General features: G+C 56.2%; 16 protein-coding genes. 14 read left to right on the top strand and 2 right to left on the bottom strand.

The window, feature by feature from the left end:
• The first annotated feature begins 7 nt into the window (after positions 1-7).
• The 6 genes from BCM02_RS10580 (at position 8) to BCM02_RS10555 (ending at position 7,718) form a co-directional block, all read left to right on the top strand.
• Positions 8-2,575 (top strand): DUF5696 domain-containing protein, encoded by a 2,568-nt coding sequence (locus BCM02_RS10580; protein ID WP_148929039.1) that lies wholly within the window; start codon positions 8-10, stop codon positions 2,573-2,575.
• Positions 2,575-3,474 (top strand): carbohydrate ABC transporter permease, encoded by a 900-nt coding sequence (locus tag BCM02_RS10575; protein WP_148929240.1) that lies wholly within the window; start codon positions 2,575-2,577, stop codon positions 3,472-3,474. The genes BCM02_RS10580 and BCM02_RS10575 overlap by 1 nt, the downstream gene beginning before the upstream one ends.
• A 23-nt stretch (positions 3,475-3,497) precedes the next feature.
• Entirely contained in the window at positions 3,498-4,493 is a 996-nt protein-coding gene (locus BCM02_RS10570; protein WP_148929038.1) for a carbohydrate ABC transporter permease, read from the top strand.
• A 62-nt stretch (positions 4,494-4,555) separates the two neighbouring features.
• Complete coding sequence (locus tag BCM02_RS10565; protein ID WP_148929037.1) at positions 4,556-5,623, top strand: glycosyl hydrolase; 1,068 nt, start codon at positions 4,556-4,558, stop codon at positions 5,621-5,623.
• Positions 5,624-5,688: 65 nt separating this feature from the next.
• Positions 5,689-6,672: a phytanoyl-CoA dioxygenase family protein gene (locus tag BCM02_RS10560; protein WP_148929036.1), complete on the top strand. Its 984-nt coding sequence runs from the start codon at positions 5,689-5,691 to the stop codon at positions 6,670-6,672.
• Between the two features lie 74 nt (positions 6,673-6,746).
• Positions 6,747-7,718: a glycoside hydrolase family 113 gene (locus tag BCM02_RS10555; RefSeq protein ID WP_187434137.1), complete on the top strand. Its 972-nt coding sequence runs from the start codon at positions 6,747-6,749 to the stop codon at positions 7,716-7,718.
• Positions 7,719-7,854: 136 nt separating this feature from the next.
• On the opposite strand, the gene BCM02_RS10550 is transcribed toward BCM02_RS10555, so the two are convergent.
• Both BCM02_RS10550 and BCM02_RS10545 read right to left on the bottom strand, forming a co-directional pair.
• On the bottom strand, positions 7,855-9,735 hold the full coding sequence (locus tag BCM02_RS10550) for a right-handed parallel beta-helix repeat-containing protein (RefSeq protein WP_148929035.1): 1,881 nt from the start codon (positions 9,733-9,735) through the stop codon (positions 7,855-7,857).
• Between the two features lie 141 nt (positions 9,736-9,876).
• A complete protein-coding gene (locus tag BCM02_RS10545) occupies positions 9,877-10,764 on the bottom strand; it encodes a LysR family transcriptional regulator (RefSeq protein ID WP_148929034.1) in 888 nt (295 codons plus the stop codon).
• A gap of 129 nt (positions 10,765-10,893) precedes the next feature.
• Here BCM02_RS10545 and BCM02_RS10540 point away from each other — a divergent pair, with 129 nt between their 5' ends.
• The 8 genes from BCM02_RS10540 (at position 10,894) to menC (ending at position 24,508) form a co-directional block, all read left to right on the top strand.
• Positions 10,894-11,979: a polysaccharide deacetylase family protein gene (locus BCM02_RS10540; protein ID WP_148929033.1), complete on the top strand. Its 1,086-nt coding sequence runs from the start codon at positions 10,894-10,896 to the stop codon at positions 11,977-11,979.
• A gap of 25 nt (positions 11,980-12,004) precedes the next feature.
• Entirely contained in the window at positions 12,005-13,225 is a 1,221-nt protein-coding gene (locus BCM02_RS10535; RefSeq protein ID WP_148929032.1) for a YbfB/YjiJ family MFS transporter, read from the top strand.
• Positions 13,226-13,429: 204 nt separating this feature from the next.
• Positions 13,430-14,347: an ABC transporter permease gene (locus BCM02_RS10530; protein ID WP_148929031.1), complete on the top strand. Its 918-nt coding sequence runs from the start codon at positions 13,430-13,432 to the stop codon at positions 14,345-14,347.
• A gap of 23 nt (positions 14,348-14,370) precedes the next feature.
• Positions 14,371-15,267: a carbohydrate ABC transporter permease gene (locus tag BCM02_RS10525; protein WP_148929030.1), complete on the top strand. Its 897-nt coding sequence runs from the start codon at positions 14,371-14,373 to the stop codon at positions 15,265-15,267.
• A gap of 158 nt (positions 15,268-15,425) precedes the next feature.
• Complete coding sequence (locus BCM02_RS10520) at positions 15,426-17,021, top strand: ABC transporter substrate-binding protein (protein WP_148929029.1); 1,596 nt, start codon at positions 15,426-15,428, stop codon at positions 17,019-17,021.
• Positions 17,022-17,295: 274 nt separating this feature from the next.
• Positions 17,296-18,882 carry an ABC transporter substrate-binding protein gene (locus BCM02_RS10515; RefSeq protein ID WP_187434136.1) on the top strand — a complete coding sequence of 529 codons (1,587 nt, stop codon included), beginning with the start codon at positions 17,296-17,298 and terminating at the stop codon, positions 18,880-18,882.
• 221 nt (positions 18,883-19,103) lie between these two features.
• Positions 19,104-23,231 carry a stalk domain-containing protein gene (locus BCM02_RS10510; RefSeq protein WP_187434135.1) on the top strand — a complete coding sequence of 1,376 codons (4,128 nt, stop codon included), beginning with the start codon at positions 19,104-19,106 and terminating at the stop codon, positions 23,229-23,231.
• Between the two features lie 164 nt (positions 23,232-23,395).
• Positions 23,396-24,508, top strand: a complete 1,113-nt coding sequence (gene menC, locus BCM02_RS10505; protein ID WP_148929026.1) for an o-succinylbenzoate synthase — start codon at positions 23,396-23,398, stop codon at positions 24,506-24,508.
• The last annotated feature ends 1 nt before the right edge of the window (position 24,509 follow it).

Here is a 24,509-nt window from a genome sequence, read left to right as displayed (position 1 = left end):
AGCACCAGTGAACAAGAGAACGAAACTTTATGCGGTGCTGGCTTGTATCGCGGTAGTCGGAATCGGCGCCTTGCTCTACGTCACGCTGACGAGAGGAGCGCCGGCGGTTCAAGTATCCGCCTATGCGGGAGAGACGCTTGCGCCGGCTGCGGCCACCGAACCCAAGTTCCTGCCCGGCAGCGCCGTTCCCGGCATGAAGCTTGCGGCGGAGACGGATGCGCTGGCCATGTATATCCATGAAGAGACGACCGAGCTTGCCGTGGTGGACAAAAAGAGCGGCAAAGTATGGCGCACCAACCCGGAGACGCGCAGCGAAGACGCCAAAGCGTCCCCCGTCGAGAAAGAACGGCTATCCTCCCAAGTGACCGTCAACTACCGCGACCGTATCGGAACGCTGGGCGCGTTCACCAACTATGCGCATTCCATCCTGAATAAGCAGTTCAAGATCGAGAGTATCGAAGGCGGGCTTCGCCTGACGTACACGATCGGCGACATGTCGCTCGGCATCGACGCGCTTCCGAAGTACATCGGCAAGCAGCGGATGGAAGAGAAAGTGCTCAGCCAACTGGACGACCAGACCAAGGTGACCATCAATCGGGCGTATCTCCCGTCGGAGACGAACCCGGACGTCATGGAGCGGCTGGATACCGCGGTGGAACGACCGCTCGTGTTGCAGCGCGTGCTGGACGCGTTCGCCAAGGCTGGCTACACGGAGGAAGATCTCGCCTTCGACAACGAAGAGAACGGCATCGGCGCGGGCGGCGAGGAGAAGCCGAATTTCACGGTCGTCCTCGAATACCGCCTCGACGGCGACAGCCTCGTCGTGAACATGCCGGCAGATCGGATCGCGGAGAGCCAAGGGTTCAAGATCCGCAACCTCGAGCTGCTGAATTTCTTCGGCGCGGCCGGGTCGGATGAGCAAGGCTATATGCTGGTGCCGGACGGATCCGGCGGCCTGATTCATCTGAATAACGGCAAATCGAATGCCGAAGTCTATGCGCAGCGCGTCTACGGCGACGATTACAACGACAACAGCGGCCGGCGCGGCCAGGTCGCGGAGAGCGTCCGATTGCCGGTATTCGGCCTCAAATCGGGCGACGGCGCGTGGTTCGCGCAAATCGAGAAAGGCGATGCGATCGCGGCCATCACGGCCGATATCGGCGGTCGGCAAAATTCGTTCAACCACATTCATGCCAGCTTCGCGCTTCGCGGGGAAGACGAACTGGAACTGTACAAGGGCAACGAGGTCGACGAAATACAGCTCTTGTCCGAATCGCGTTATACCGGCGATATCCAGGTCCGGTACAGCTTCCTTGACGGTTCGGATGCCACCTATGCCGGCATGGCCAAGATCTATCGCGAGCGGCTTGCCGCGGAAGGCAAGCTGACGGCGCTCGATGGCGAAGGCGCCTTGCCGTTCTTCGTGGATGTGCTCGGCGCGGTCGACAAGCGCAAATCGTTCCTCGGCGTGCCGTACAAGGGGATCGTGCCGATGACGACTTTCCGGCAGGCCGGCGAAATCGCGGATACGCTAGCGGCGAAAGGCATCACCGACGTGCACATGCGATATCTCGGCTGGTTTAACGGCGGCATGAAGCATGCCGTTCCTTCCGAAGTCGACTTGGAAGGAAAGCTCGGAAGCAAGTCGGAGTTCCGTCTGCTGGCGGAGAAGCTTGCGGCGGCCGGAGGCAAGCTGTATCCGGATGCTGCCTTCCAACACGTGCTGCGTGACAGCTTCGCGTTCAAGCCCGCTTCCGACGCGGCCCGGTTCATTACCCGCGAGCAAGCGATGCGGACGCCGTATAACCGCGCGTTCAATACGATGGATTACGATCTGGGCCTCTACTGGCTGCTGTCGCCCGCCAAGCTCCCGTACTTCGTCGATCGCTTCATGGCCGATTACGGCGACTACGGCATCGATGCCATCGCGCTCCGCGATCTCGGCGATCTGCTCCATGCCGATTATCGCGCCAGCCGGGTCGTCTTCCGCGATACGGCGAAGAACATCGTAACGGAGCAGCTCGGCAAGCTGGAGCAGCGATTCCCGAATTTGCTGTTGACCGGCGGGAATGCGTATGCGCTTCCGTACGCCGATAAGCTGATCAACGCGCCGATGGAGGGCAGCAGCTTCAACATCGTCGATGAGACCGTGCCTTTCTACCAAATGGTCATTCACGGTTATATGGACTATTCGGGCTCGCCGATCAACTTAAGCGATGAGCAGGATCTCCAGACTCAACTGCTTCGTTCGGTCGAATACGGCGCGGCGCCGCACTTCCTGTGGACGCACGAGTCGTCTTCCGAGCTGAAATTCACGGCGTACGATTCGTTGTTCTCTACGGCGTACGCCGGCTGGATCGAGGAGGCCGCCAAGATGTACGCGAAGTCGAACGAGGCGCTCGGCGGTCTGCGGTCGCAGCCGATCGTGAACCGGATCGTCCACCAAGAAGGCGTCGTCGAGGTCCGCTACGGCAACGGGGACGCGGTGTACGTCAACTATACCGACCAGCCGGTGACGGTTAACGGCACGACGGTAGAAGCGACGAATTTTACGGTGGGGAGTGAGAGCAATTGATCAAGAGAAGTTTGACACTAACGCGGAAGCGGGCGCTTCTCGGGATCCTCTTCATCCTGCCGTGGCTGCTCGGATTCCTCTTCCTGTACGCATCGCCGTTCATTCAGTCCGTCCGATTTAGCTTCAGCGAGCTGAAGGTGGCGCCTAGCGGCTATGGCCTAAGCTTTATCGGCCTCGATAATTACCATAACGCGCTTCGCGTCGATCCTAACTTTAACCGGATCTTGACGGAGTCCGTGTCCGCAATGGCTTATAACGTACCGATGATTCTGTTCTTCAGTCTGTTCGCGGCAACGCTCCTGAACTCGAAGTTCAGGGGCCGGGCGCTCGCGCGGGCCGTGTTCTTCCTGCCCGTCATTCTCGCCTCGGGAGCGATCGCGGAGGCGCAGTCGGCCGGCCTGATCCAGCTGACCGGCAGCTCTCAGATCGCGCAGGAGCTGGGCGAACAGCAGAACGGCTTCGATCCGATGATTCTCGCGAATATGCTCGGCAACGGCGGTATTCCGGTCTGGTTCATCGAATACATCGTAACGGCCGTTAATCGAATTTACGAGATTATCCGCGGCTCCGGCGTCCAGATTCTCATTTTTCTCGCCGCGCTGCAATCGGTGCCTACCACGATGTACGAAGTCGCGAAGATGGAAGGGGCGACCGCGTACGAGTCGTTCTGGAAAATTACGTTTCCCATGGTCAGTCCGCTCATCTTGACGAACGTCATCTATACGATCATCGATTCGTTCGCCGACAGCCAAGTGACGCAGTATATCTATGAGACGGCGTTCACGTCCCAGAACTTCGGACTAAGCGCGGCGATGGCCTGGATGTATACGCTGGTCGTCAGTCTCATTCTGGTCGTGGTCGGGTTCTTCATTTCCAGAAGGGTGTTCTACTACAACTAATTTCTCGGAGAGGGGGGAAGACCATGTCCGCTAAAATACCGGCAAACGAAGCGGTTCTGCTGCGGTACCGGCGCGCGCGAAACAAAGGCGGCGAGATGCTGTGGTCGATTTTCCGCTACATCTTGATCCTCGGCATTTCGTTCGTCATTCTGCTGCCGATTCTGAAGCAAATCTCCGTCGCGTTCAAAGATCCGCTCGATATTTACGACCCGACGATTTATATGATTCCGGTTCACTATACGATGGCGAACATGAAGCTGGCGATGGACATTCTGGACTACTGGCCGCTTCTTCAGAACACGATGCTGTTCGTCGTGTCGACGACGCTGCTTGCCACCATATCTTGCGCCTTGGCGGGTTACGGCTTCGCGCGGTTTGCCTTTCCGGGCAGCAATATTTTGTTCGCGCTCGTCATTATGACGATTTTGATTCCGTCCAGCACGCTTATGGTCCCGATGTACTTGCATTTTCGAGAGTTTGACGTGCTGGAACTCGTCACGCTATTCACGGGCAAGGCAGGCGTCAATCTGCTGAATACGTATTGGCCTTCTCTCATCACCTCGGGATTGGCCATTGGTTTGAAAGCCGGCCTCTTCATCTATATCTTCCGGCAGTTCTTTAGAGGACTACCGAAGGAAATCGAGGAATCGGCGCTGATCGATGGCGCCGGAGGCATTCGCACCTTCTTCGCGATCATGCTGCCGAACGCGGTTCCGCCGATTATCACGGTGCTGTTGTTCTCGTTCGTCTGGCAGTACAACGACACGTTCTATACGTCGCTGTTCATGAGCGATAGCAATCTCATGGCGGTGAAGATCGCGTCGTTCCCCGCGGACGTCAATCAGTTCCTTCCTCGCCTGCTCGGCATCGAAGGAACGGAAGCTCGGGCGGATCCGAACCATGTCTCGATGATTGTCGACACCGGCATTCTGCTAGCCATTGCGCCGCTCATCGTCTTGTATCTGTTCGTCCAGCGTTACTTCGTCGAGAGCGTGGAGCGCACCGGCGTCGTCGGTTAATCGATCGACACATCGGTCGACACATCGGTCGACACACTTCAATAGGGAAGAGGGCATACGCAATGAAGGAGCATTTGCAAGCGAGATTAGCCGTCGAGCCGAAGCTGATTAATCCGAAGGCAAGCGCCAACGCCAAGCGGCTGATGGCCTATCTGTGCAGCATCTACGGCACGCGGACGCTGACCGGGCAGCAATTCGGCGTCGTCTCGACGCCCGAGATGGACGTCATCCGCCTTGCAACCGGCAAGTACCCGGCGGTCGGCGGCTTCGACTTCATGAACGATTCGCCGTCCCGCGTCGAACGCGGCTCGGTGCCGACCGATACGCCGCTTGCGATCGACTGGTGGAGAAACGGCGGCATCGTCACGTTCTGCTGGCATTGGAACGCGCCCAAAGATTTGATCGACGAGCCGCCGGATAACGGATGGCACCGGGGTTTCTATACGACGGCCACGACATTCGATATCGCGGGCGCCATGAACGACGAGACATCGGAAGACCACGCCCTATTGATGCGCGATATCGACGCGATCGCCAGCCAACTGAAGCGGCTGCGGGACGAAGGAATCCCCGTACTGTGGCGGCCGCTGCACGAGGCGTCCGGCGGGTGGTTCTGGTGGGGGGCGAAGGGGCCCGAGCCATGCGTCAAGCTGTGGAAGATCATGTACGATCGGCTGACGAATCGGCACGGACTGAACAACCTGATCTGGGTATGGAACGGCCAGCATCGCGATTGGTATCCCGGCGACGATTATGTCGACATCATCGGCGAGGACATCTACCCGCCGGAGCGGACGTATGTGTCCAACGTCGAAAGGTTCCGCCAAGCGCTGGGCTATACGGCCGCGAACAAATTGATCGCCTTGTCGGAGAACGGCCCGCTGCCGGATCCCGATAAAATGGTCGGCGAAGGGGCGCCCTGGCTGTGGAACTGTACCTGGTACGGTGGCTTCATATGCGCGCAGGACGCAAGCGGGGCATGGGACGTCGGCGAGCAATACACGGAGCGGGAGATGCTGCTCAAGTATTATGGGCATCCGATTACGTTGACGCGGGACGAATTGCCGGATCTCACCGTGTTTCCGATACCGGATGATACGGAACAGGAACATCGAGCAGCGAATTCTTGAGCGAACGGCTTGGTAGGGAAGCACAGATCACCGACAAATACTTAGCGTAACGGAGGAAACGGTCCATGACGTATAAAGTGTTGACGGAAGAGCAGGTCGAGCATTTCATCGAGAAAGGCTGGGTGAAGCTTGCGGGCGCTTATGCCCGCCAAGACGCGCTGGAGGCGCAAGCATTCCTGTGGACGGAAGTAGAGAAGCGCAGCGGCGTGCGCAAGGACGACCGCGCGACTTGGACGGAGCCTTTGGTGCAAATTAACGAGACGTTCTTGACGCCGGCATTCGCCCGCTGCAACACCGGGCGGCTCGGCGACGCCATCGAGGATCTGATCGGCCATGGACGCTGGGCGAACCGTACCGTATACGGCGAGACGGAGAAACTGAGCGGATTCGGCTGGTGGCCCGTCAACTTCGCCCTGGACGCGGATAAGCCATGGACCGTTCCGCAGCGAGGCTGGCATTGGGACGGCATCCACTTCAAGCATTTCGTCGACAGTCCGGAGCAAGGGTTGTTATGTCTGTGCCTGTTCTCCGACGTCGGGCATCAAGGCGGAGGCACGTTCATCGTGGAGGGCTCGCACAAGGTTGTCGCCCGGTTCCTGGAAGGCTACCCGGAGGGATTGGAGCTCGGCGACGCGATCGGCATGCTTAATCGCCAGCACCCGTATCTACGCGAACTGACCGGCGCGGACGCGAGGAAGGACGAGGCAGTCGACGCGACCCACGCCGACCCGATGCAGGACGAAGGGACGCCGGACGGGATAACCGCGGACAAGATCGCCCAGGCGCGCATTGCTACGTTCATGAACGAAGACTATATCGATGCGGACGGCTTTACGCTGCGCGTGCTGGAGACGATGGGCGAGGCCGGCGACGCGATTCTATGTCATCCCTTTCTCTACCATTCGTCCTCCCAGAATTTGATCGGCGTTCCCAGGTTCATGTGCAACCGTACGACGCCGGTAGTAGAGAGACTGAACCTGAAGCGGGAGAACGAGGCGGAGTATTCGCCGCTCGAGATCAGCATACGCAATGCGCTTGAGCATAAGTAGAACGCAGAACGAAGAACGGTAAACCATCATAAAGCCGATCGCGGCAGCAGCATCAAACCGAAACGAGGGACGGCATGGAACGATTGTTCATCAAAGGCATGACATGGGGCTGGAGCTCGAAGCGCGGCGACTACCGGACGGAAGCCGCGGCGGACTCCATGCGCAAGCTGCGAGAGACCGGAAGCGAATGGATCGCGCTGTCGTTCTGGACGTGGCAGGATGCGGTCCATTCGACGCAGATTCCGTTCGACTACGGCTATACGGTTACGGATCGCGACATCGAAGCCGCCGTGCGCGAGGCGAGGCGCAATGGGCTGAAGATTTGCCTGAAGCCGGTCGTCAATTCGCGGGACGGCCTCTGGCGGGCCCATATCGGGTTTCCGGAGGAGGAGAACGGAAGTCCTTCCTATTGGGATCGCTGGTTCGAATCCTATACGAATTTCCTGGTCCATTACGCGGAGTTGGCGGAGGAGCTGGGCTGCGAGATGTTCTGCGTCGGCTGCGAGATGGTTAAGACCGAGTCGCAGACGGCCAGATGGGCGCAGACGATTGCCCGCGTAAGAGAAGCGTACTCGGGACCGCTGATCTATAACGCCAATCATGGCAGCGAAGAAGGCGTCGCTTGGTTCGATCTGGTCGACGTCATCGGCACGAGCGCTTACTATCCGGTCGGCAGCATGCCGGGCGATACGGAAGCGAACATGATCGCCAACTGGCTCCCGGTTCGAGACAAGATGGAGCGGCTGCATCGTAGATTCAACAAGCCGGTCGTTTTTATGGAAATCGGCTGCCGCAGCGCGCATGGCTGCGCCACGATGCCCTGGGATTTCACGCGACGGGACCTGCCGTTCTCCGAAGAGGAGCAGGCCAACTTCTATAGTTCCGTCATCCAGGTATTCTGGGATCAGCCATGGTTCGGCGGGTTCTTCTGGTGGGATTGGAGCGTGAAGCTGTACCCGCTGTCGGAAGCGAAGTCGAACCGCGGCTTCGACGTGTACGGCAAGCGCGCGGGCGAGATTTTGACGGAATGGTATACAGGCCGGTAATCCGGCGGTGTCCCGGAGCGATATGCCATCTAACCCCGAAGTCCCTAATAGCACAAAAAAATGGCGTTACAGGGTTTTATTCCTGTAGCGCCATTTGCCGTTGTCGGTCTGTTCTTCCTAATGCGGGAGTCGCTGCTTAATACTGGATCGCGCCGATGCTCGGGCTCGTCGGATTCCATGGGTTGCCGTAGTAATCGACGAATCCGCTGCCGAACGCCGCAATATAGACATTCGAGCCGGCCGCTATAAATGGCGAATTGGCGCTCAAATGAAAGTCGCGATTGGCATAGTTGACGAATAGCGGGTCGCCTGCCACGTTATGATCACAAATATCTAACGGATACGTGGTTTCGCACGCATTCAGACCGGATACATTGACCGTAGCGTTCGTGCTGCTTTTGTAGCGAGCCACGGTGGCGCTCGAATCCCAGAACGCGTTATGATTCACGGTGTGCGTACCTGTCACCTCGGACGAAATATTCAAACCCACTGGCAAATACCCCGTATTGTTCACGTATTGCCCAATCAGGTTATTGGCGATCGTAATATTCTTTACATTACCTTTCGTATTATTGTAGTCCCTCACTTCAATCGCATACCCCGCGGTATCGACAATCGTATTGTTGACAATAAACAAGTTTTGAGATTCCAGATCGGTTTTGTTTGTACTGCCTTTTTCAGGCACCGGCCAAGGGGCGACGTCCATCGCATAAGGCTGCTTGGTCGGCCTAGGGGTTTCAGTAACCCCGGCAAAAATATTGCTGTAAAACAGGTTATCGCTTCCTCCGACGTGACTCGTGGCTTGGAAATCATGAAAATAGTTACGCCGAATAATATTATGGGTCGTCTTACCCGGTAATCCGATCACGCCAAAGGCATGCATGTAGTCGGAGTTGCCTGACGAAACGTCATTCAATTCGATAACCACGCGATGAACGCCATGCGTTCGGTTCGTACCCATCCATAAACTTGTATCCAACGAAATACCGCCATGTCCGAAATTACGGATTGTATTTCCGCTAATGAGTCCGCGTTCAACCGCATCCTGGAGAAAGATGCCTTCTCCGCCATAACTTTTATTCGGATTCGTATGGTTCTCTTCTTGCGACCACACCTTGTCGATCACATTGTTCGTTATGGTAATATCGGACACGTACTGATCCCATTGCTGCTGGGTAGGATTAGGATTCCTCACGGTTAGCGCATCCTCGTTTAATACCCGAATCCCGTGCTCATAGGCCTGCCGGATCGTATTATTATCGATCGTGATATGGGAGCTTGGCGCGTCGATATAGACAACGCCCCCTTTAAGATCCAAATTCTCAATCGTGACATAATGGGCGTTTTTCATATAAACAGGTCTTTCGTTACCGATCAGCTCGACGTCTTGCGGCGCGCCGGTCGTTGAGCCGACGTAGACCCAACCGTTGTTAGCGTACCATTCGTAAGACTGGTCGACGTCCGTTTCGTTCGCGCTTGCATTGTTCGTATTCACCTTGAATTTGGATAGGCCATTGACGAACAAGCGATCCGTGCCGATTCCGCTCGCGGGGATGGAATGCTTCCATCGGTTAGCGCCATCGGACACCCAGCCCGCATTACTAATTAAATACGTGACCGAAATAATGGGCTTCGCTTTAGCATTGCTGCCGTACGCCCCGATCGTGATCGGGTTGGCGCTGGTTCCTAGTTTATCTTTTAAATGGATGGTTCCTCCGATAATCGCCCCGGATGCGTTAACGCTGTTTCTATACCAAGCATCTCCACGGTTGAAAAGCACGGTATTGCCAGCTAATAGCAGCGCGTTCGCTGCCGAAATCGATTGTTTCGGCGTTAACGGAGACGTACCGTTATTCCCGTCGTTTCCCGATGTGGAGAAATAATAGGTCGTACCGGTGGCAGAAGCAACCTCCGGCTGCGGCACGACAATAGAGCCTAACGCAAATACCAACAGAAACAAGGCTAGACAGGTCGACTTAAAGCCCACGCTTTTCCGTCTACGGACGATGATCATCATTCATTCCTCCTTTTTTTGAATCGACTTCATTGTAATGGAAACGCTGTCAAAACCGTCCCCGTCAAACTTTCGATTTCATGGAGGAAATTAAGGCGGCATCCGCACCGTACTGTTCATCTTCTTCTCGGGCTTGCAGCGGTGTTATCCGGCAGTGCCGCGGATGCCCCGAACGGCTTCCATCAACAATAAGGCCGCCTTGCCCAGCACGTTTTTATTTTTATATGCGAGGCCTATAGCGACGACTGGATTCAGGTCGGCTAATGGTCGGATAACCAAGGCGCCTTCCTGTTCCAGACCGTTGTACATCGGTACAATCCCGACGCCGAAGGCGGCCTTCACCATTTGTTGAATGACGAAGAAACTGCCAACCTCCATATAGGAGAACTGTCGTGGCCCCGTCGGATCAATTGCCGTTTCCCAAAGCTCTCGATAGATACACGTCGGCTCTTTGACTAGAACGGTTAGCCCCGCAAGGTCGCTTGCCGTAATGCTATCCCGATTAGCTAAGGGGTGGTTAACGTTCAACATGATCCCTAATCGTTCCTCGATCAGCGGCTCGAACGCCAGCATGAACTTCGAAGGCGGAGCCGAGCAGACGCCGAATTCCAGTTCGCCGGCCCGCACCCTCTCCGCGATCGCTCTGCTGCCGCTTACTTCCATCGTTAACTCCACGTTCGGCCGGGCGTTGCAAAAGTCGGCAATCACGATTGCTAGCTGCTGGCTAGCGACGGGCTCGATAGCGGCAATACGCACCGAGCCGTTATCTCCCGCCGCAATATCCGAGACGGTCTGCCTTATCGCGCCGATCGACTTCAGTAATACCGAGGCCTGCTGATGGAGCCATCGACCGGCTTCGGTCACGATGACGCGTTTGCCGTCGCGCACGAATAAAGCAACCCCTAGATCCGTTTCGAGACGTTGAATCTGGAGCGTGACCGTAGAAGGCGCATATTGGAGTTCCTCGGCGGCTTTCAGAAAATGCCCATGACGCACGCACGCCTCGAAGGTTTTTAAAGCGCGAAGATCCATTGTCATCACCTTTGTTTGAGTTATTCGAACCATATGTTCATATTATTCAATTTTACAAAACATTCCCATGATTTTACAATAGGGTCAACGGGATCCGGACGCAAGGATACCCATGAAGGGGGAGTTATGATGACGAGAACGGTGATTGCTCGCGGCAATCCTGCGGTTTCTCACTGTGCCTTTACGTTCGATGACGGTCCGATGCGGATTCCGATTGACGCATGGCTGGACGCGTTGGAGCAAGGCGGCGCGCGAGGGACGTTTTTTCTGACGGGCGAGTGGTTCGATCGGCACCCGGCCAAAGCAAGAGAAATGCTAGCCAGAGGCCATGAACTCGCCACGCATACCTACTATCACCGCCGAATGGCCGATGTGACCAAAGCCGTATTTTTCGAGGAGCTGCAGTTGGCGGAGCTCGCATACCAAGAAGCGACGGGGAGACCTGTTCCGACCTTCCTGCGGTTCCCTTACGCTTCTTATCGGGAGGAGAACTTGGCGTGGCTCCGGGAGTGGAACTACTTGGTCGTCGAGGGGGAGGATACCGTCGACTGGTCGGGGCCGCCTAGCGCGCAGCTGATCGAGCGGGTCAATCCGAAGCTGGTCAACGGATCGATATTGATGTTTCATGCCAATGAAATCGCCAAAGAGACGCCGCAGGCCGTCAAATCGCTCGTACGCCAGGCCCACGCGAAAGGTCTTGCCATGGTTCCCGTCTCCGAGCTGCTTCATGCTGCGGGCGTCTCGCCCGGCGAACGCAGCTGGCAAGTCCGCTTCAAACCGACTCCCCAAGATACCTTCCATCTCGAGCAGTGGAAGGACGTAGACGGCGAAGAAGAACTGCGGAAGCTGGCCGCCGATTCGCTGGAATGGGGGAATCCGAACGCCCCGAGAGGGCCCGGCGCAAATAGCAAATGGCTGCAAGAACTCGCCAATCAGGGTCGGTCCGATGGCGAAACGCGGTTCGTCGCGCGCAGTTTTGCCGATCAGCATTGGGCATACGCGCGCGCTTCGGTCCGCGGCGGCGCGTTGGCGCTAGAAGACTTCGCCACGAAGGAATCCCATGCGGATGCGTTGGTCTATCTGCTGCAATGGGCGGCGCGCGAGGCGGCAGCCTTGGGCTGCGAGTGGGTGACGAGCACGCGGGACATGCGTCGCATTCACAAGCTGTGCGAACAGCTGGGCTTCGAAGCGGAGATTGTATGGCAAGAAGGATAGCGCGATGTTGGAGGAAGAGGGGGATATGGGCACAAAATCCGCATTCAATTGGATTACGCTATGGGCATCGTTATTATTTGTCGTCATACTCGGTTTCTCCCGGCTCTCCTACGGCATGTTCTTGCCCGGGATACAGAGGGTAATCGGGGGGAGCTACGGACAGTTGGGTTTATTGGGCACCGTCAACTTTATCGGTTATTTGGTCGGGACGTTGTGTCTGCCTCCTTTGATCGCGCGTTATCCGGCGCGCAAACCTATCCTGAATGGGATCACGTGCCTTTTGCTCGGATTGACGTTGATCGGCTCGGCGGCAAGCGATCATGTCATCCAACTTGGGCTGTGGCGATTCGCGATCGGATGGTTATCGGCCTTCGCGACCGTGTTGGTTCTGTCCATTGCATTGGATGCCGTTCGACCGGCGGAGCGAGGTGCGGCGTCGGGTCTTATCTGGCTGGGCGGATCCGCGGGCATTCTCGCGACGGGACTGTTCGCTCCCTTGACCATCGATCCTTCACACTTGCAGGGGTGGCGGTATGCTTGGGTGATCATGGGCGTATTCGGTGTATTGGCCGCGTTCGGGTTCGCGTTCGTCACCAGAACAAAGGGAGACGAAATCATACCCTCGCGGATTGAATCGAAGCCGAGCGACAATGAAAGCGAACCCGTGCATCGTCTCCTGTGGAGCCCGAAGAAGCTCTTGTTCCTTGTCTCTTCCTATTTCTTCTTCGGCTCGGGATACATCATCTATTTCACGTATTTGATTCCCTATCTGGTGAGCAAAGGCATTCCGTCCCTCTATGCCGGGTTGATCTGGTCCGGAATCGGATTTGCGGGGTTGTTTAACGGATGGATCGGAGGCAAAGCCATCGACCGATGGCCGAGCGGGTATACGCTTGCATCGGGTTTAACCTTAGGGACGATCGGCGTATGCGGGGTAACAACCAACAATATGTTCCTCACGGTGCTCGGAGCCGCCTTGATTGGACTAGTCTCCTTTATTACCCCGCCGCTGATGACGACCGCGCTGCTTCGGCGCCATGTCCCTCCTCGCGCGTATGCGGCATGTCTTAGTCTAGCCACCGCCGTGTTTGCCGCTGGACAAATGCTCGGTCCGCTCGTTGGCGGCTTGGTGGTCGAACGGTACGGCCTGCAATCAGGCGTGGCCTCCAGCGCGATCTTTATGGCGATTGCCGCCGCGTTGGCCGGTTTGTTCGGACATCGGCAGCGCAAGCTGGTTGAACGGTAGAAACATGAAGACAACGGAAGCCCGTCGCGACGACGTAAGATCGCGGCGGGCATATTTGCCGTTGTTTCCCGGGCACGATCCGCTTTCCCTCGCATCTTAATTCCGGACATGAAGTCGAAAGATTGGCGGGGACCCAATTGATAACGGTTCCATTATAATGACGGATATAGGGCGGCGAGATCGAGAAGGAGGAGGGAAAGTAGAATGAAAACACCGTTTTTACGCGATTTGCACCGATACAAAACTTTGCTGCTCATGCTCTTGCCGGCTTTGCTGTTCGTGCTGCTATTCCAATATACGCCGATGCTCGGGCTGGTTCTGGCCTTTAAGGAATACACGTACGCCAAAGGCATTCTGGGGAGCGATTGGGCAGGAATCGACAATTTCCGGTTTTTCTTCATCTCCGGCGATGTTTGGAGGGTTACGCGCAACACGGTTCTCTACAACGCCGCTTTTATCGTCATCAACCTGGTGCTGCAAGTCGGAATCGCCGTCATGCTGTCGGAGATCCGGAGCCGATGGTTTAAGAAGATCAGCCAATCGCTGATGTTCTTGCCGTTCTTCATCTCCTGGGTCGTGGTCGGTACGATCGCTTACAATCTGCTGAACTACGAGCACGGCACCGTGAATACGCTCTTCGGCGCGGCTGGCATAGACCCCGTCAATTTCTACAGCACGCCGGGCGTGTGGCCATTCCTGTTGGTCTTCTTCAACGCCTGGAAAGCGGTCGGTTACGGCGCCGTCTTCTATCTGGCGGCCATCATGAGCATCGACCAGGAGATGTTCGAAGCGGCAGAGACCGACGGGGCGAATGCGTTCCAGCGGATTTGGTATATCACGATTCCGTGTTTGAAACCAACGATGATGATCTTGACGCTTCTGGCCGTCGGCCAGATTTTCCGCGGCGATTTCGGCCTCTTCTTCAATATGGTCGGCGGCAACGGATTGCTGTTCTCCGCCACCGACGTCATCGATACGTTCGTCTATCGCTCGCTGGTGGAGAACAATGAAATCGGCATGTCGGCGGCGATCGATTTCTATCAATCGGTCCTGTGCTTCGTCACCATCCTGCTCGTGAACGGGATCGTCCGCAGAACGGACAAAGACTCGGCTTTATTCTAATCGGGAAAGGAGTTTGCAGCCTGATGAACGCGAACAACAAAAAGATCCGGATGGATCAGTTGGTTCTAGCCGTGGTGTCATACAGCTGGGTAACGCTTGTCGCCGTCATATGCGTCTTGCCGTTCCTGCTTATCCTCGGCGGTTCTTTCACGAAAGAAAGCGAGATCGTTCTGGAAGGCTTCAAGCTGATTCCGAAGCAGTTCTCGCTGGACGCGTATCGGTTCATATTCGAGTATCCGGAAGATATCATTCGCGCTTATGGCCTGACCGTTTCCTTAACGGCGATCGGCACGAGTTTATCCCTGTTTTTCATCTCGATGAGCGGTTACGTCATTCAACGAACGGATTTCAAGTGGCGGAATATCTTCTCGTTCATCTTCTACTTCACGACGTTGTTCAGCGGGGGGCTCGTGCCCTTGTACATTCTTGTCGTCAACTATTTGAAGCTGAACAATACGTTCTGGGTGCTGCTGCTGCTTCCGATGATCAACGTGTTCTACATTCTCGTTATGAAGAGCTTCATGCGAAGCATTCCCGCCGCGATCACGGAATCGGCCAAGATCGACGGCGCCGGCGATTTCACGATCTTCATTCGACTGATTTTGCCCTTGTGCAAGCCCGCGCTTGCGACGATCGGTTTGTTCGTGGCGCTGGCCTATTGGAACGACTGGTATTATTCGCTGCTGTTCATTAGCGACCAGAAGCTTTACCCGCTTCAATACTACCTGTATAAAATCATCGGCAACGTGGACGCGCTCAAGATCGTCGCGGAGAAAAGCGGGAACAAGGTTCCGGATTTGCCCGGCGAAGGGCTGAAGATGGCGCTGACCATGGTCGTCACGGGCCCGATCATCTTCTTGTATCCGTTCATTCAACGCTATTTCGTCAAAGGTCTTACGATCGGGGCCGTCAAAGGATAATGCCGGCAAACCCCGGTTTATCATCGAAATATAGGAATTTATAAGTTTCACGCTTATAAATTATCCTCTATTTCACCGGAATGTAACGCGCTACGCCATCAAAGACGGCGATAGCCGTTTCACCTTGCATCTCATTATGATTCGTAGGGGGAAAGAGGATGAAGGACAGAACGAGATTGAAGAAAAAGGCTTGGCTCGGCGTCATGCTGCTCCTCCTGATCAGCATGCTCGTCAGCGCGTGCAGCGGCAATAGCGGCAACGGCAATCAGGAAGAGAGCGCATCGCCGCCAGCCGCGGAAACGACGGAGCCTTCCGCCAACGCATCGCCGGAGGGCATCGATACGTCCGAGCCGGTCACGCTCAAGATGGTCCTGCTCGGCTCGAAACCGACGGACACGGACGACGTGTACGCGGAAGTGAACAAGATTCTGAAGGAGAAGATCAACGCCACGATCGAGCTCCGCTACCTCGACTGGAACGAATACAACCAGAAGTATCCGCTTCTGTTCGCGGCCAATGAAGATTTCGACCTGATTTTTGCCAGCAGCTGGGCGTTCTATCAGCCGACGGCGCGCAAGGACGGCTTTCTGGAATTGACGGAAGACATGCTCAAGACGTATGCGCCCGCAACTTGGGCGCAGCAGGATCCGCTTGGCTGGGAACAAGCGAAAGTAGACGGCAAGATCTATATGGTGCCGTCGGATTATTTCGAATCCGGCCATGGCATGGTGATCCTACGCGGCGACTTGAGGGAGAAATACAACCTGCCGGAAGTGAAATCGCAAGCCGACTTCGTGAAATTCCTGTCCACGGTCGCCAAGAACGAGAAAGGCATGACCGCTTTCGGAGGGCCGAGCACGAGTTTGAACGGCGTTGCCTTGCCGATCATGTTCAACGATCTGGAACGCGTCTTCGTCCATGGCAGCGCTCCGCTAGTCTATGATATGAAGAGCGAACACCCGAAGCTCTATAACTACTTGGACGATTCGAAATATATCGAGAAATTGAATACGCTCTATGATATGGCCCAGCAAGGCATATGGCCGAAGGATGCCATCGTGTCCAAAACGGACTGGGCGGCGGCGTTCAAAGAAGGCAAAACCGCGGCCCATCACGGCAACCTATTGACGTTGGCCGCCACGATGGAAGCCATTACGCTGGCCCATCCGGAGTGGAAGCCCGAAGTGATCGATCTCGTGCCGGACGCCAAACGCATTCGCGCGCCCTTTCACAGCAACGGAATCGGCATTCACGCCACCTCCAAGCATCCCGAGCGGGCATTGATGGCGCTTGATCTTCTTCGCCATGACAAGGAACTGTTCGATCTCACGACCTATGGGATCAAGGGCAAACATTGGGAGCCCGTCGGCGACGGCAAGTACCGAAGCCTGCCGGGTTCGACCGGATATCCGCCGGACGGCGCTTGTCCGTGGGGCTGGAGAACGCAAGGGATGTACCGTCAGCTTGAAGGAGCCGCGGGCGATCTCCTCGCCTCCACGTACGACAAATGGAAAAAGAATAATATCGTCGACCTGAAGCTGGCGACGTTCGTGCTCGATGACGCGAACATCAAGAACGAGCTAGCCGCGCTTGCCAACGTGCAGAAGACGTATTTGCTGCCGATTTATCATGGCCTCGTGAAGCCGGAAGACGGCATCCCCGAGGTACAAGAGAAGCTGAAGCAGGCGGGCATCGACAAGGTTCAGGCCGAGATGCAGAAGCAGATCGACGCGTTCGTCCAGAGCAATCCGTAAGACGCAAGGCGAATGAGCACGGTTAAACCACATGCGGGGTGCCTCGGCTCTTATCCAAGAAGTCGCGGCATCCCGTCTTTCGTTCAAATACAAGAATTTATATGTTGCACGGCTATAATCACCTTGTATTTCTCCGGAACGTAACGCGTCTCGCCCCAAAAGACGGAGATAGCCGTTTCGCCTTGGGTGATTAGCGCCCAAACGGACAACGTTTCTATTATAATAATGGTAGATGAATGCAGCCTTTTCACCATTATCCGCAGGAGGAAGGACGATGAAGGGTAGGATCAAGCTCAATAACGCAGCTTGGCTCAGCGTCATGCTGCTCCTCATGCTTAGCCTTCTGGCGAGCGCGTGCAGCGACAACGGCAACCGTTCAGCAATCGTTGCGCCCTCGGATTCGGGCATGTCGGAACCATACGCCGGCGGGCCGCCGGGGACGATCGATACGTCCGAGCCGGTGACGCTCAAGATGGTGCTGCTGGGCCCGAAACCGTCGGATACGGACGAAGTGTATGCGGAAGTGAACAAGATTCTGAAGGAGAAGATCAACGCCACGATTGAGCTCCGCTTCCTCGATTGGAACGAGTTTAACCAGAAATACCCGCTCCTGTTCGCGGCCAACGAAGACTTCGACTTGATCTTCACCGGCAGCTGGGCATTCTACCAGCCGACGGCCCGCAAGGACGGCTTCCTTGAATTGACGGAAGACCTGATCAAGACGTATGCGCCCACGACGTGGGCGAAGCAGGACCCGCTTGGTTGGGAGCAGGCGAGAGTGGACGGCAAACTGTACATGGTCCCGCACGATCATTTTGACTCGGGCTATAACATGGCGATCGTTCGCGGCGATTTGAGGGAGAAATACAACCTGCCGGAAGTGAAGTCGCAAGCCGATTTCGTGAACTACCTCTCGACGGTCGCCAAGAACGAGAAGGGCATGACCGCATTCGGCGGACCGAGCACCAATTTGAACGGCCTCGCGCTGCCGATCCTGTTCACGGATCTGGAACGTCTCTTCGTGCATGGCGGCGTGCCGCTCGTCTACGACATGCGGAGCGAGCATCCGAAGCTCTCCAACTACTTGGAAGATCCGCAGTACATCGAGAAATTGAATTTGCTCTATGACATGGCACGGCAAGGCATTTGGCCGAAGGATGCCATCGTGGCCAAGACGGATTGGCTCGCGGCGTTCAAAGAAGGTCAAACCGCGGCCCATTCCGGCAACCTCTTGACGATGACGGGCGCGATGGACGCGATCATGCTGGCCCATCCCGAGTGGAAGCCGGAGATCGTCGATCTCGCGCCGGATGCCAAGCGTTACCGGTTTCCTCTAATCGGCAACGGAATCGGCATCCACGCCACCTCCAAACATCCCGAGCTTGCCTTAATGGCGCTGGATCTTCTGCGGTACGACAAAGAGCTGTTCGATCTTACGACCTACGGCATCCAGGGCAAACATTGGGAGCCCGTCGGCGACGACAAGTACAGGAGTCTGCCGGGCTCGACCGGATATCCGCCGGACGGCGCTTGCCCGTGGGGCTGGAGAACGCCCGAACTGTACCGGCAGCTCGAAGGGCCGGCCGGCGAAATGATTCAGTCCTACTATGCCAAATGGAAGGCAGACACTATCGTGGATATCAAGCTGGCGACGTTCGTGCTCGACGATACGAACATCAAGAACGAACTGGCCGCGCTCGCGAATGTTCAGAATACCTATCTGCTGCCGATTTACCACGGTCTGGTGAAACCGGAGGAGGGGATTCCCGTGGCGCTAGAGAAGTTGAAGCAGGCGGGCATCGATAAAGTTCAGGCCGAAATGCAGAAACAAATCGACGCGTACGTGCAAAACAATCCATAATCCGATCGGGGTATCGCGGAAGCCGCGGTATCCCGATTTTTTGTTATTCATGGCGAAAATGAACGCTGGCGTAATTCCGGACATGAAATCGAAAGATTGCCAGGGTCCAAAATGAGAGCGTTTCCATTAGAATGATCCTTGAAGAGACGCACCAATATCTTGGCTAATGAGAAAGGGTGAACCAAATGACCGGTATAAGTACAGGGTTAAGCAGAAAATGGATGTCCATGCTGTTATGTTTTGCCATGATGGGAGGATTCGTTCTCGGTGTCGCGCCGCAACGAGCGTTGGCGGACAGCGACGTTCGCGTGCAATTGATCGACAGCAACGGAAATCCGCTCGCCGGCGCAACCGTCGATTATTACGACGCGGGCTGGAAGAACTTCGGCACGACCGATGCGGCGGGAATCGCCAGCAAGTCTCTGCCGGATAAGACGTACACGTTTCATGCCGCTTACGAGGGAACGAGAATGAGCAAGGAGCAGCACACCGGCAACAATCCGGCGGTCGTCTTTCAGACGGTGAACGTGAAGGCGCAGCTGAAGGATAGTCAGGGGAACCCGCTGGAAGGCGGAGAGGTCTCGTACTACGCTTCAGGCTGGAAGACTTTCGGGAACGTGACCGGAGGCGAGGTGAGCAAAGAGCTGCTGCCCGGCTCCTATACGTTCAACATGACTTATGAAGGAACGAGACTGAGTAAGGAGCAGCATATCGGCCATGATCCGGTCGTCGCGTTTCAGACGGCGAACGTGAAAATTCGGCTGAAGGATAGTCAGGAGAACCCTTTAGACGGCGGGGAGGTCTCCTATTATGCGACAGGCTGGAAGACTTTCGGCAGCCTAACCGGCGGCGAAGCGAGCAAGGAACTGCTGCCCGGCCCCTATACCTTCAACGTGACCTATGAAGGTACTCGGGCCAACAAGGAGCAGCATACCGGCAACGATCCGGTCGTGGAATTCCGGACGGTCAACGCCGTCGTGCAGCTGAAGAACAGCCAGAATCAGCCGCTGGACGGCGGCGCCGCGTCCTATTACGCGGATGGGTGGCGGACATTCGGCACCACCGCCGGCGGCCAGGCGAGCAAGGAGCTGCTGCCCGGCTCCTATACGTTCGCGATGACTTACGAAGGAAAGATAACCGAGAAGGTCAGCGATATCGCGGCTAATCCGACCGTTCTGTTCCAGGAACGAACGACAGGCGTCATCGCGCCCAAACAATCCGACCAGTACGATCCGATACCGCTGCCGCCGCTGGATCGTCCGCGCGTGCTGGTGAACAAAGATACGCTGCCGGCGCTGAGAGAACGATTGAACCATGAGGCTTTCGACGAAGTATGGGAGCGGATCAACACGAAGACGCAGCGCAGCGTCACAGGCAACTTCCCTCCCCGGTCAGGCGCCGCCTACACCAATATCGATCCGAGAACGGTCGATGTCATGAAAGCCCACGCGGTTCTTTATCTGATCAACGGAGATCGGGAAGCAGGACGGAAAGCGGTCGATCTTGCCGTCAATATGGCGAATTCGGCGCAATGGAACGAAGACCGGACGAATTCCACCACGGTATTCAACGTCGGCCGGGAGATCGGCAACCTGATCTTCTTGGAATCCCTTGTCTATGACTGGTGTTATGATCTCATGACCGACGCGCAGAGGGAGGCCATCCGGGGCAAGCTGGAAGTTTGGGTCAAGACCGCCCTGGAGTATCCATACCCGATAAGGGATCAAGACAAATTTATTCTTGCCGGGCATGTCAACGGCGACGTGCATCATCAGTTCAAGCTTGCCATGGGGATCGCGCTGTACGATACGAATCCCGAGTACTACAACGACATCGCGGACTTTATCTTGAATAAGGGCATGCCCGGATTCAATGTCATGCTCGACGCCGAGATGCCGTTCGAAGGCCCTGCTTACGGGGACAACCGGCTGAAATATATCATGATGGGCAACCAGCTGTGGAAGGCGATCGGCGTCGAGCCGCTCTCGGACAAAGTCGGATTGGCGCTCGACCGTCAGGTTTTCACCCGAAGACCGGACGGTTACATCATGACGGAGGGCGATGACTTCAACACGGATTATCAATCGCCATGGAAACGATTCGTACATGGCAACGTGACGAATATGATCGCCGGCAGCATTTACGGCAATCCGAGAGCGCAGAACGAGTTTTTGAAGCAGGATACGTTCCAAGACGAGTTGTATTATCTCCTGTTCTTTAATCCGGACGCGCCGACGCAGTCCGTATACGATACGCCGCTGTCCCGATACTTCCCCGCGCCGTACGGATCCATCGTGGCCAGGACGGGCTGGGATGAAGGACCGGATTCCCGGGCGGTCGTGGCGGTCATGAATATCGGCGAGCGACTCCAGACGAACCACCAGCACTTCGACGCCGGCGCATTCTCGATGTATTACAAAGGCTATCTGGCGATCGACTCCGGAATCTATCAGGGCAAAGATCCCGTAACCGGCAAAGCGATCGAATACGGTTCGACGCACGACTTGCACTATCATAAGCAATCCGTTGCGCATAACGTGGTGGAAATTAACGATCCGACTGCTTCCGAGAAGGGACATTACTCCCCGTCCAATCAGCTCTATGAGACGCAAATTCCAAGAACGGTCGAGCAGTGGAATACCGATCCTAATTACCAAAGAGGGACGATGATTTCCCATTCGATCGGCGACGACGAGATGCATCCCGACTATTCCTACATCAAAGGCGAACTCAGTCAAGCCTACGGGAAGTCCAGAACCGAACAGTATACGAGAAGCATGGCATTCCTGAATTTCAAGAATGAGGAGCACCCGGCCGCGATGATCGTGTACGACAATATCGACACGCCGAACGCAAGCGCCGAGAAAAGATGGCTGCTGCATTCCGTTAACGAGCCGGCGGTGGACGGCAGCCGGTACACCAGCGTCGTGACGGAGCGGGGCTATGACGGCAAGCTGGTCACCGATACGCTGCTGCCGAAGAGCGACGATCTGCTGGTCGAGAAAATCGGCGGCACGGGACGCGAGTTCGAGGTGGATGGCGTGAATAAGGGGATTCTGCCTACCAATTCAACGAACATCTCCAGTCTGGACGCGGGTAAATGGAGAATCGAGCTCTCCAATGAAGCGCCGGCCAAGCAAACCAGGTTCCTGAACGTCATGCAGGTCATGGACGCCGTGGACGGCCCCGCGCCGCAAGAGGTTGCGTATTCCGAGACGGACGATTATGCGGGGGCCAGGATTCATGACCGCGTCGTCCTTTTCGCCAAAGACTTCGGCCTGACTGACGATGAAGCGACGATTACGTTCTCGGGTGAGGCGAATCAAACGTACAAGGTGTTGGTCGCCGACCTTGCCGGCGGCTATTGGACGGCCGCGAAGGAAGGCGAGAGCGCATCCGTAAAGTATCAAGCCGTTCAAGAAGGCAACACGATTTACTTCGAAGGCACGCCGGGCACCTACGTGCTGCGGAAAGCAGATGCCAGCGCGCTTCCGCTCGCCGACAAGGTTCAATCCGAACCGGTCGAAAGAAAGATTCGCGTCCGGATCGACGCGAAAGGGCTGGATCTTGAAGTTCCCCCTCGGCTGATTAATGGCATTCCGATGGTGCCGATGCAAGAGACGCTGGAAGCAATGGGCATGGAAGTCGTCTGGGATGCCGAGGCCGGGACGGCGACGGCGACCAAAGGAAGCATGTCCGTCGCGTTCGCGGAAGGAAGCGAGGTGGCGAAGGTTAACGGCGAGAGCAGCGCCATGGACGCTCCGGCAACGGGCAGCCAGGAACAGATGTTGATTCCGCTAACTTTCCTGCGGGAAGGCATGAACATCGAGGTTGCCTGGGATGCCGATAATCTGATCGCCGAGATTTTCACCTTGCCTCCGGTCAAGCAACTGCAATTCGAGCGAACGCCGCTGACGCCCGTTACGCCGATTCCGATCACGGAATTGAAAGAAGTCGCTTACGACAGCTTTACGGCAACGTATGGCTCGGAGAACGTTCCGAAATTGTTCGATAACGACAAAGGCAGCGCGTCGCGCTGGGCAGGCGAGATCGGAGCCCAGATCATCTTCGATTTCGGGGAGACGATTCAACTTGAGCGATTGGACGCGGCGGTTTATAACGGTCATACGAGATCGAGCCGGCTCATGTTCTCCGTCTCGGACGACGGCGTCAATTGGACGCATATGTACGGAGGCGATACCTTAGGCGACACGAGCGACTTTATCCCCTATAACTTCCCGTCGCCGCAATTCCGATACTTTCGGGTGGCCGTGTTCGGATCGACCGATGCGATTGCCTTACCGGAATGGGTATCGCTATCCGAGTTGAAGTTCTTTGTGAAGCAGTAGGCGTTGCCGAATCGAAATTAGCCGTACCGGGGTTTGTTGCCTTGGTACGGCTTTTATCTTAATTCCGAACATGTAATCGAAAGATTGCCGGGGACCCAAACACGAGCCCTTCCGATACAATGATTACTAGAGAGCGGAGTAAGTTGGAAAGGAACGATTCGCAGATGAAAATCGATCGCATTACGTTAAGACAGGTTCGAGTGCCCTTGAAAGCTCCCTTCGAGACAAGCTTCGGGCGAATGTCGAGGAAGGATTGCGTGATCGTCAGCGTCTATAGCGACGGGATCGCAGGCTATGGCGAAAGCGTGGCGTTCTCGCATCCGTACTACAACGAGGAGACGACGGACACGATCTGGTATATGCTGGAGCATTTTCTCGTCCCCGCTTTAGTCGGCAAGGAAGTGACGAGTCCCGAGGAGGTTGCGGTATTATTCGCTCCCATTCGCCGCAACCATATGGCGATATCCGCGATCGAGACGGCCGTGTGGGATCTCTATGCGAAACGGAGCGGCCTTTCGTTGGCGCATGCGCTAGGCGGCGGCAAACAAGAGATCGAGGTTGGGGTAAGCATCGGGATCGAACCTACGGTCGATCTGGTCGTTCGGAACGTCGAACGATTCGCGGAACAAGGCTATAAACGAATGAAGGTGAAGATTAAACCGGGCTTCGATATCCAAGTGGTCGAGGCGATTCGCAAGCGATTCGGCGACGAGCTGCCATTGATGGTCGATGCGAATTCCGCCTACACGCTTCGGGATATCCCGATCCTGAAGGAGCTGGACCACTATAATTTATTGATGATCGAGCAGCCGCTTGCGCATGATGACATCATCGAACATGCCGCCTTGCAGCTAGAGATGCGCACGCCCGTTTGTCTGGATGAGAGTATCCATACTTTGGCCGATGCTCGCCATGCTATCGACCTTGGGAGCTGCCGGATCATGAATATCAAGATCGGCCGGGTTGGCGGCCTGGCGAACGCGAAGCAAATTCACGATCTTTGCCTGCAGCGGGGGATACCGGTCTGGTGCGGGGGCATGCTGGAACTCGGGATCGGCCGGCTCCATAACGTCGCTTTGTCCTCCTTGTCCAATTTCTCGATCCCCGGCGACGTATCCGCCTCCGACCGTTATTGGGAGCAGGACATCGTTATACCGGGCATTCAGATGGTGCGCCCGGGCGTATTGGCGGTTCCGACGCATGCCGGCATCGGTCATGAAGTATGCGAGCAGACGATAGAGCGATTGACCGTAAGGAAGCTGCAGGGGATCACCTAAG

Source organism: Paenibacillus methanolicus (genome assembly GCF_008124765.1).
GTDB lineage: Bacteria > Bacillota > Bacilli > Paenibacillales > Paenibacillaceae > Paenibacillus_Z > Paenibacillus_Z methanolicus.
The sequence above is the reverse complement of the archived record's forward strand: the minus strand, read 5'-3'. Positions and strand labels throughout refer to the sequence as shown.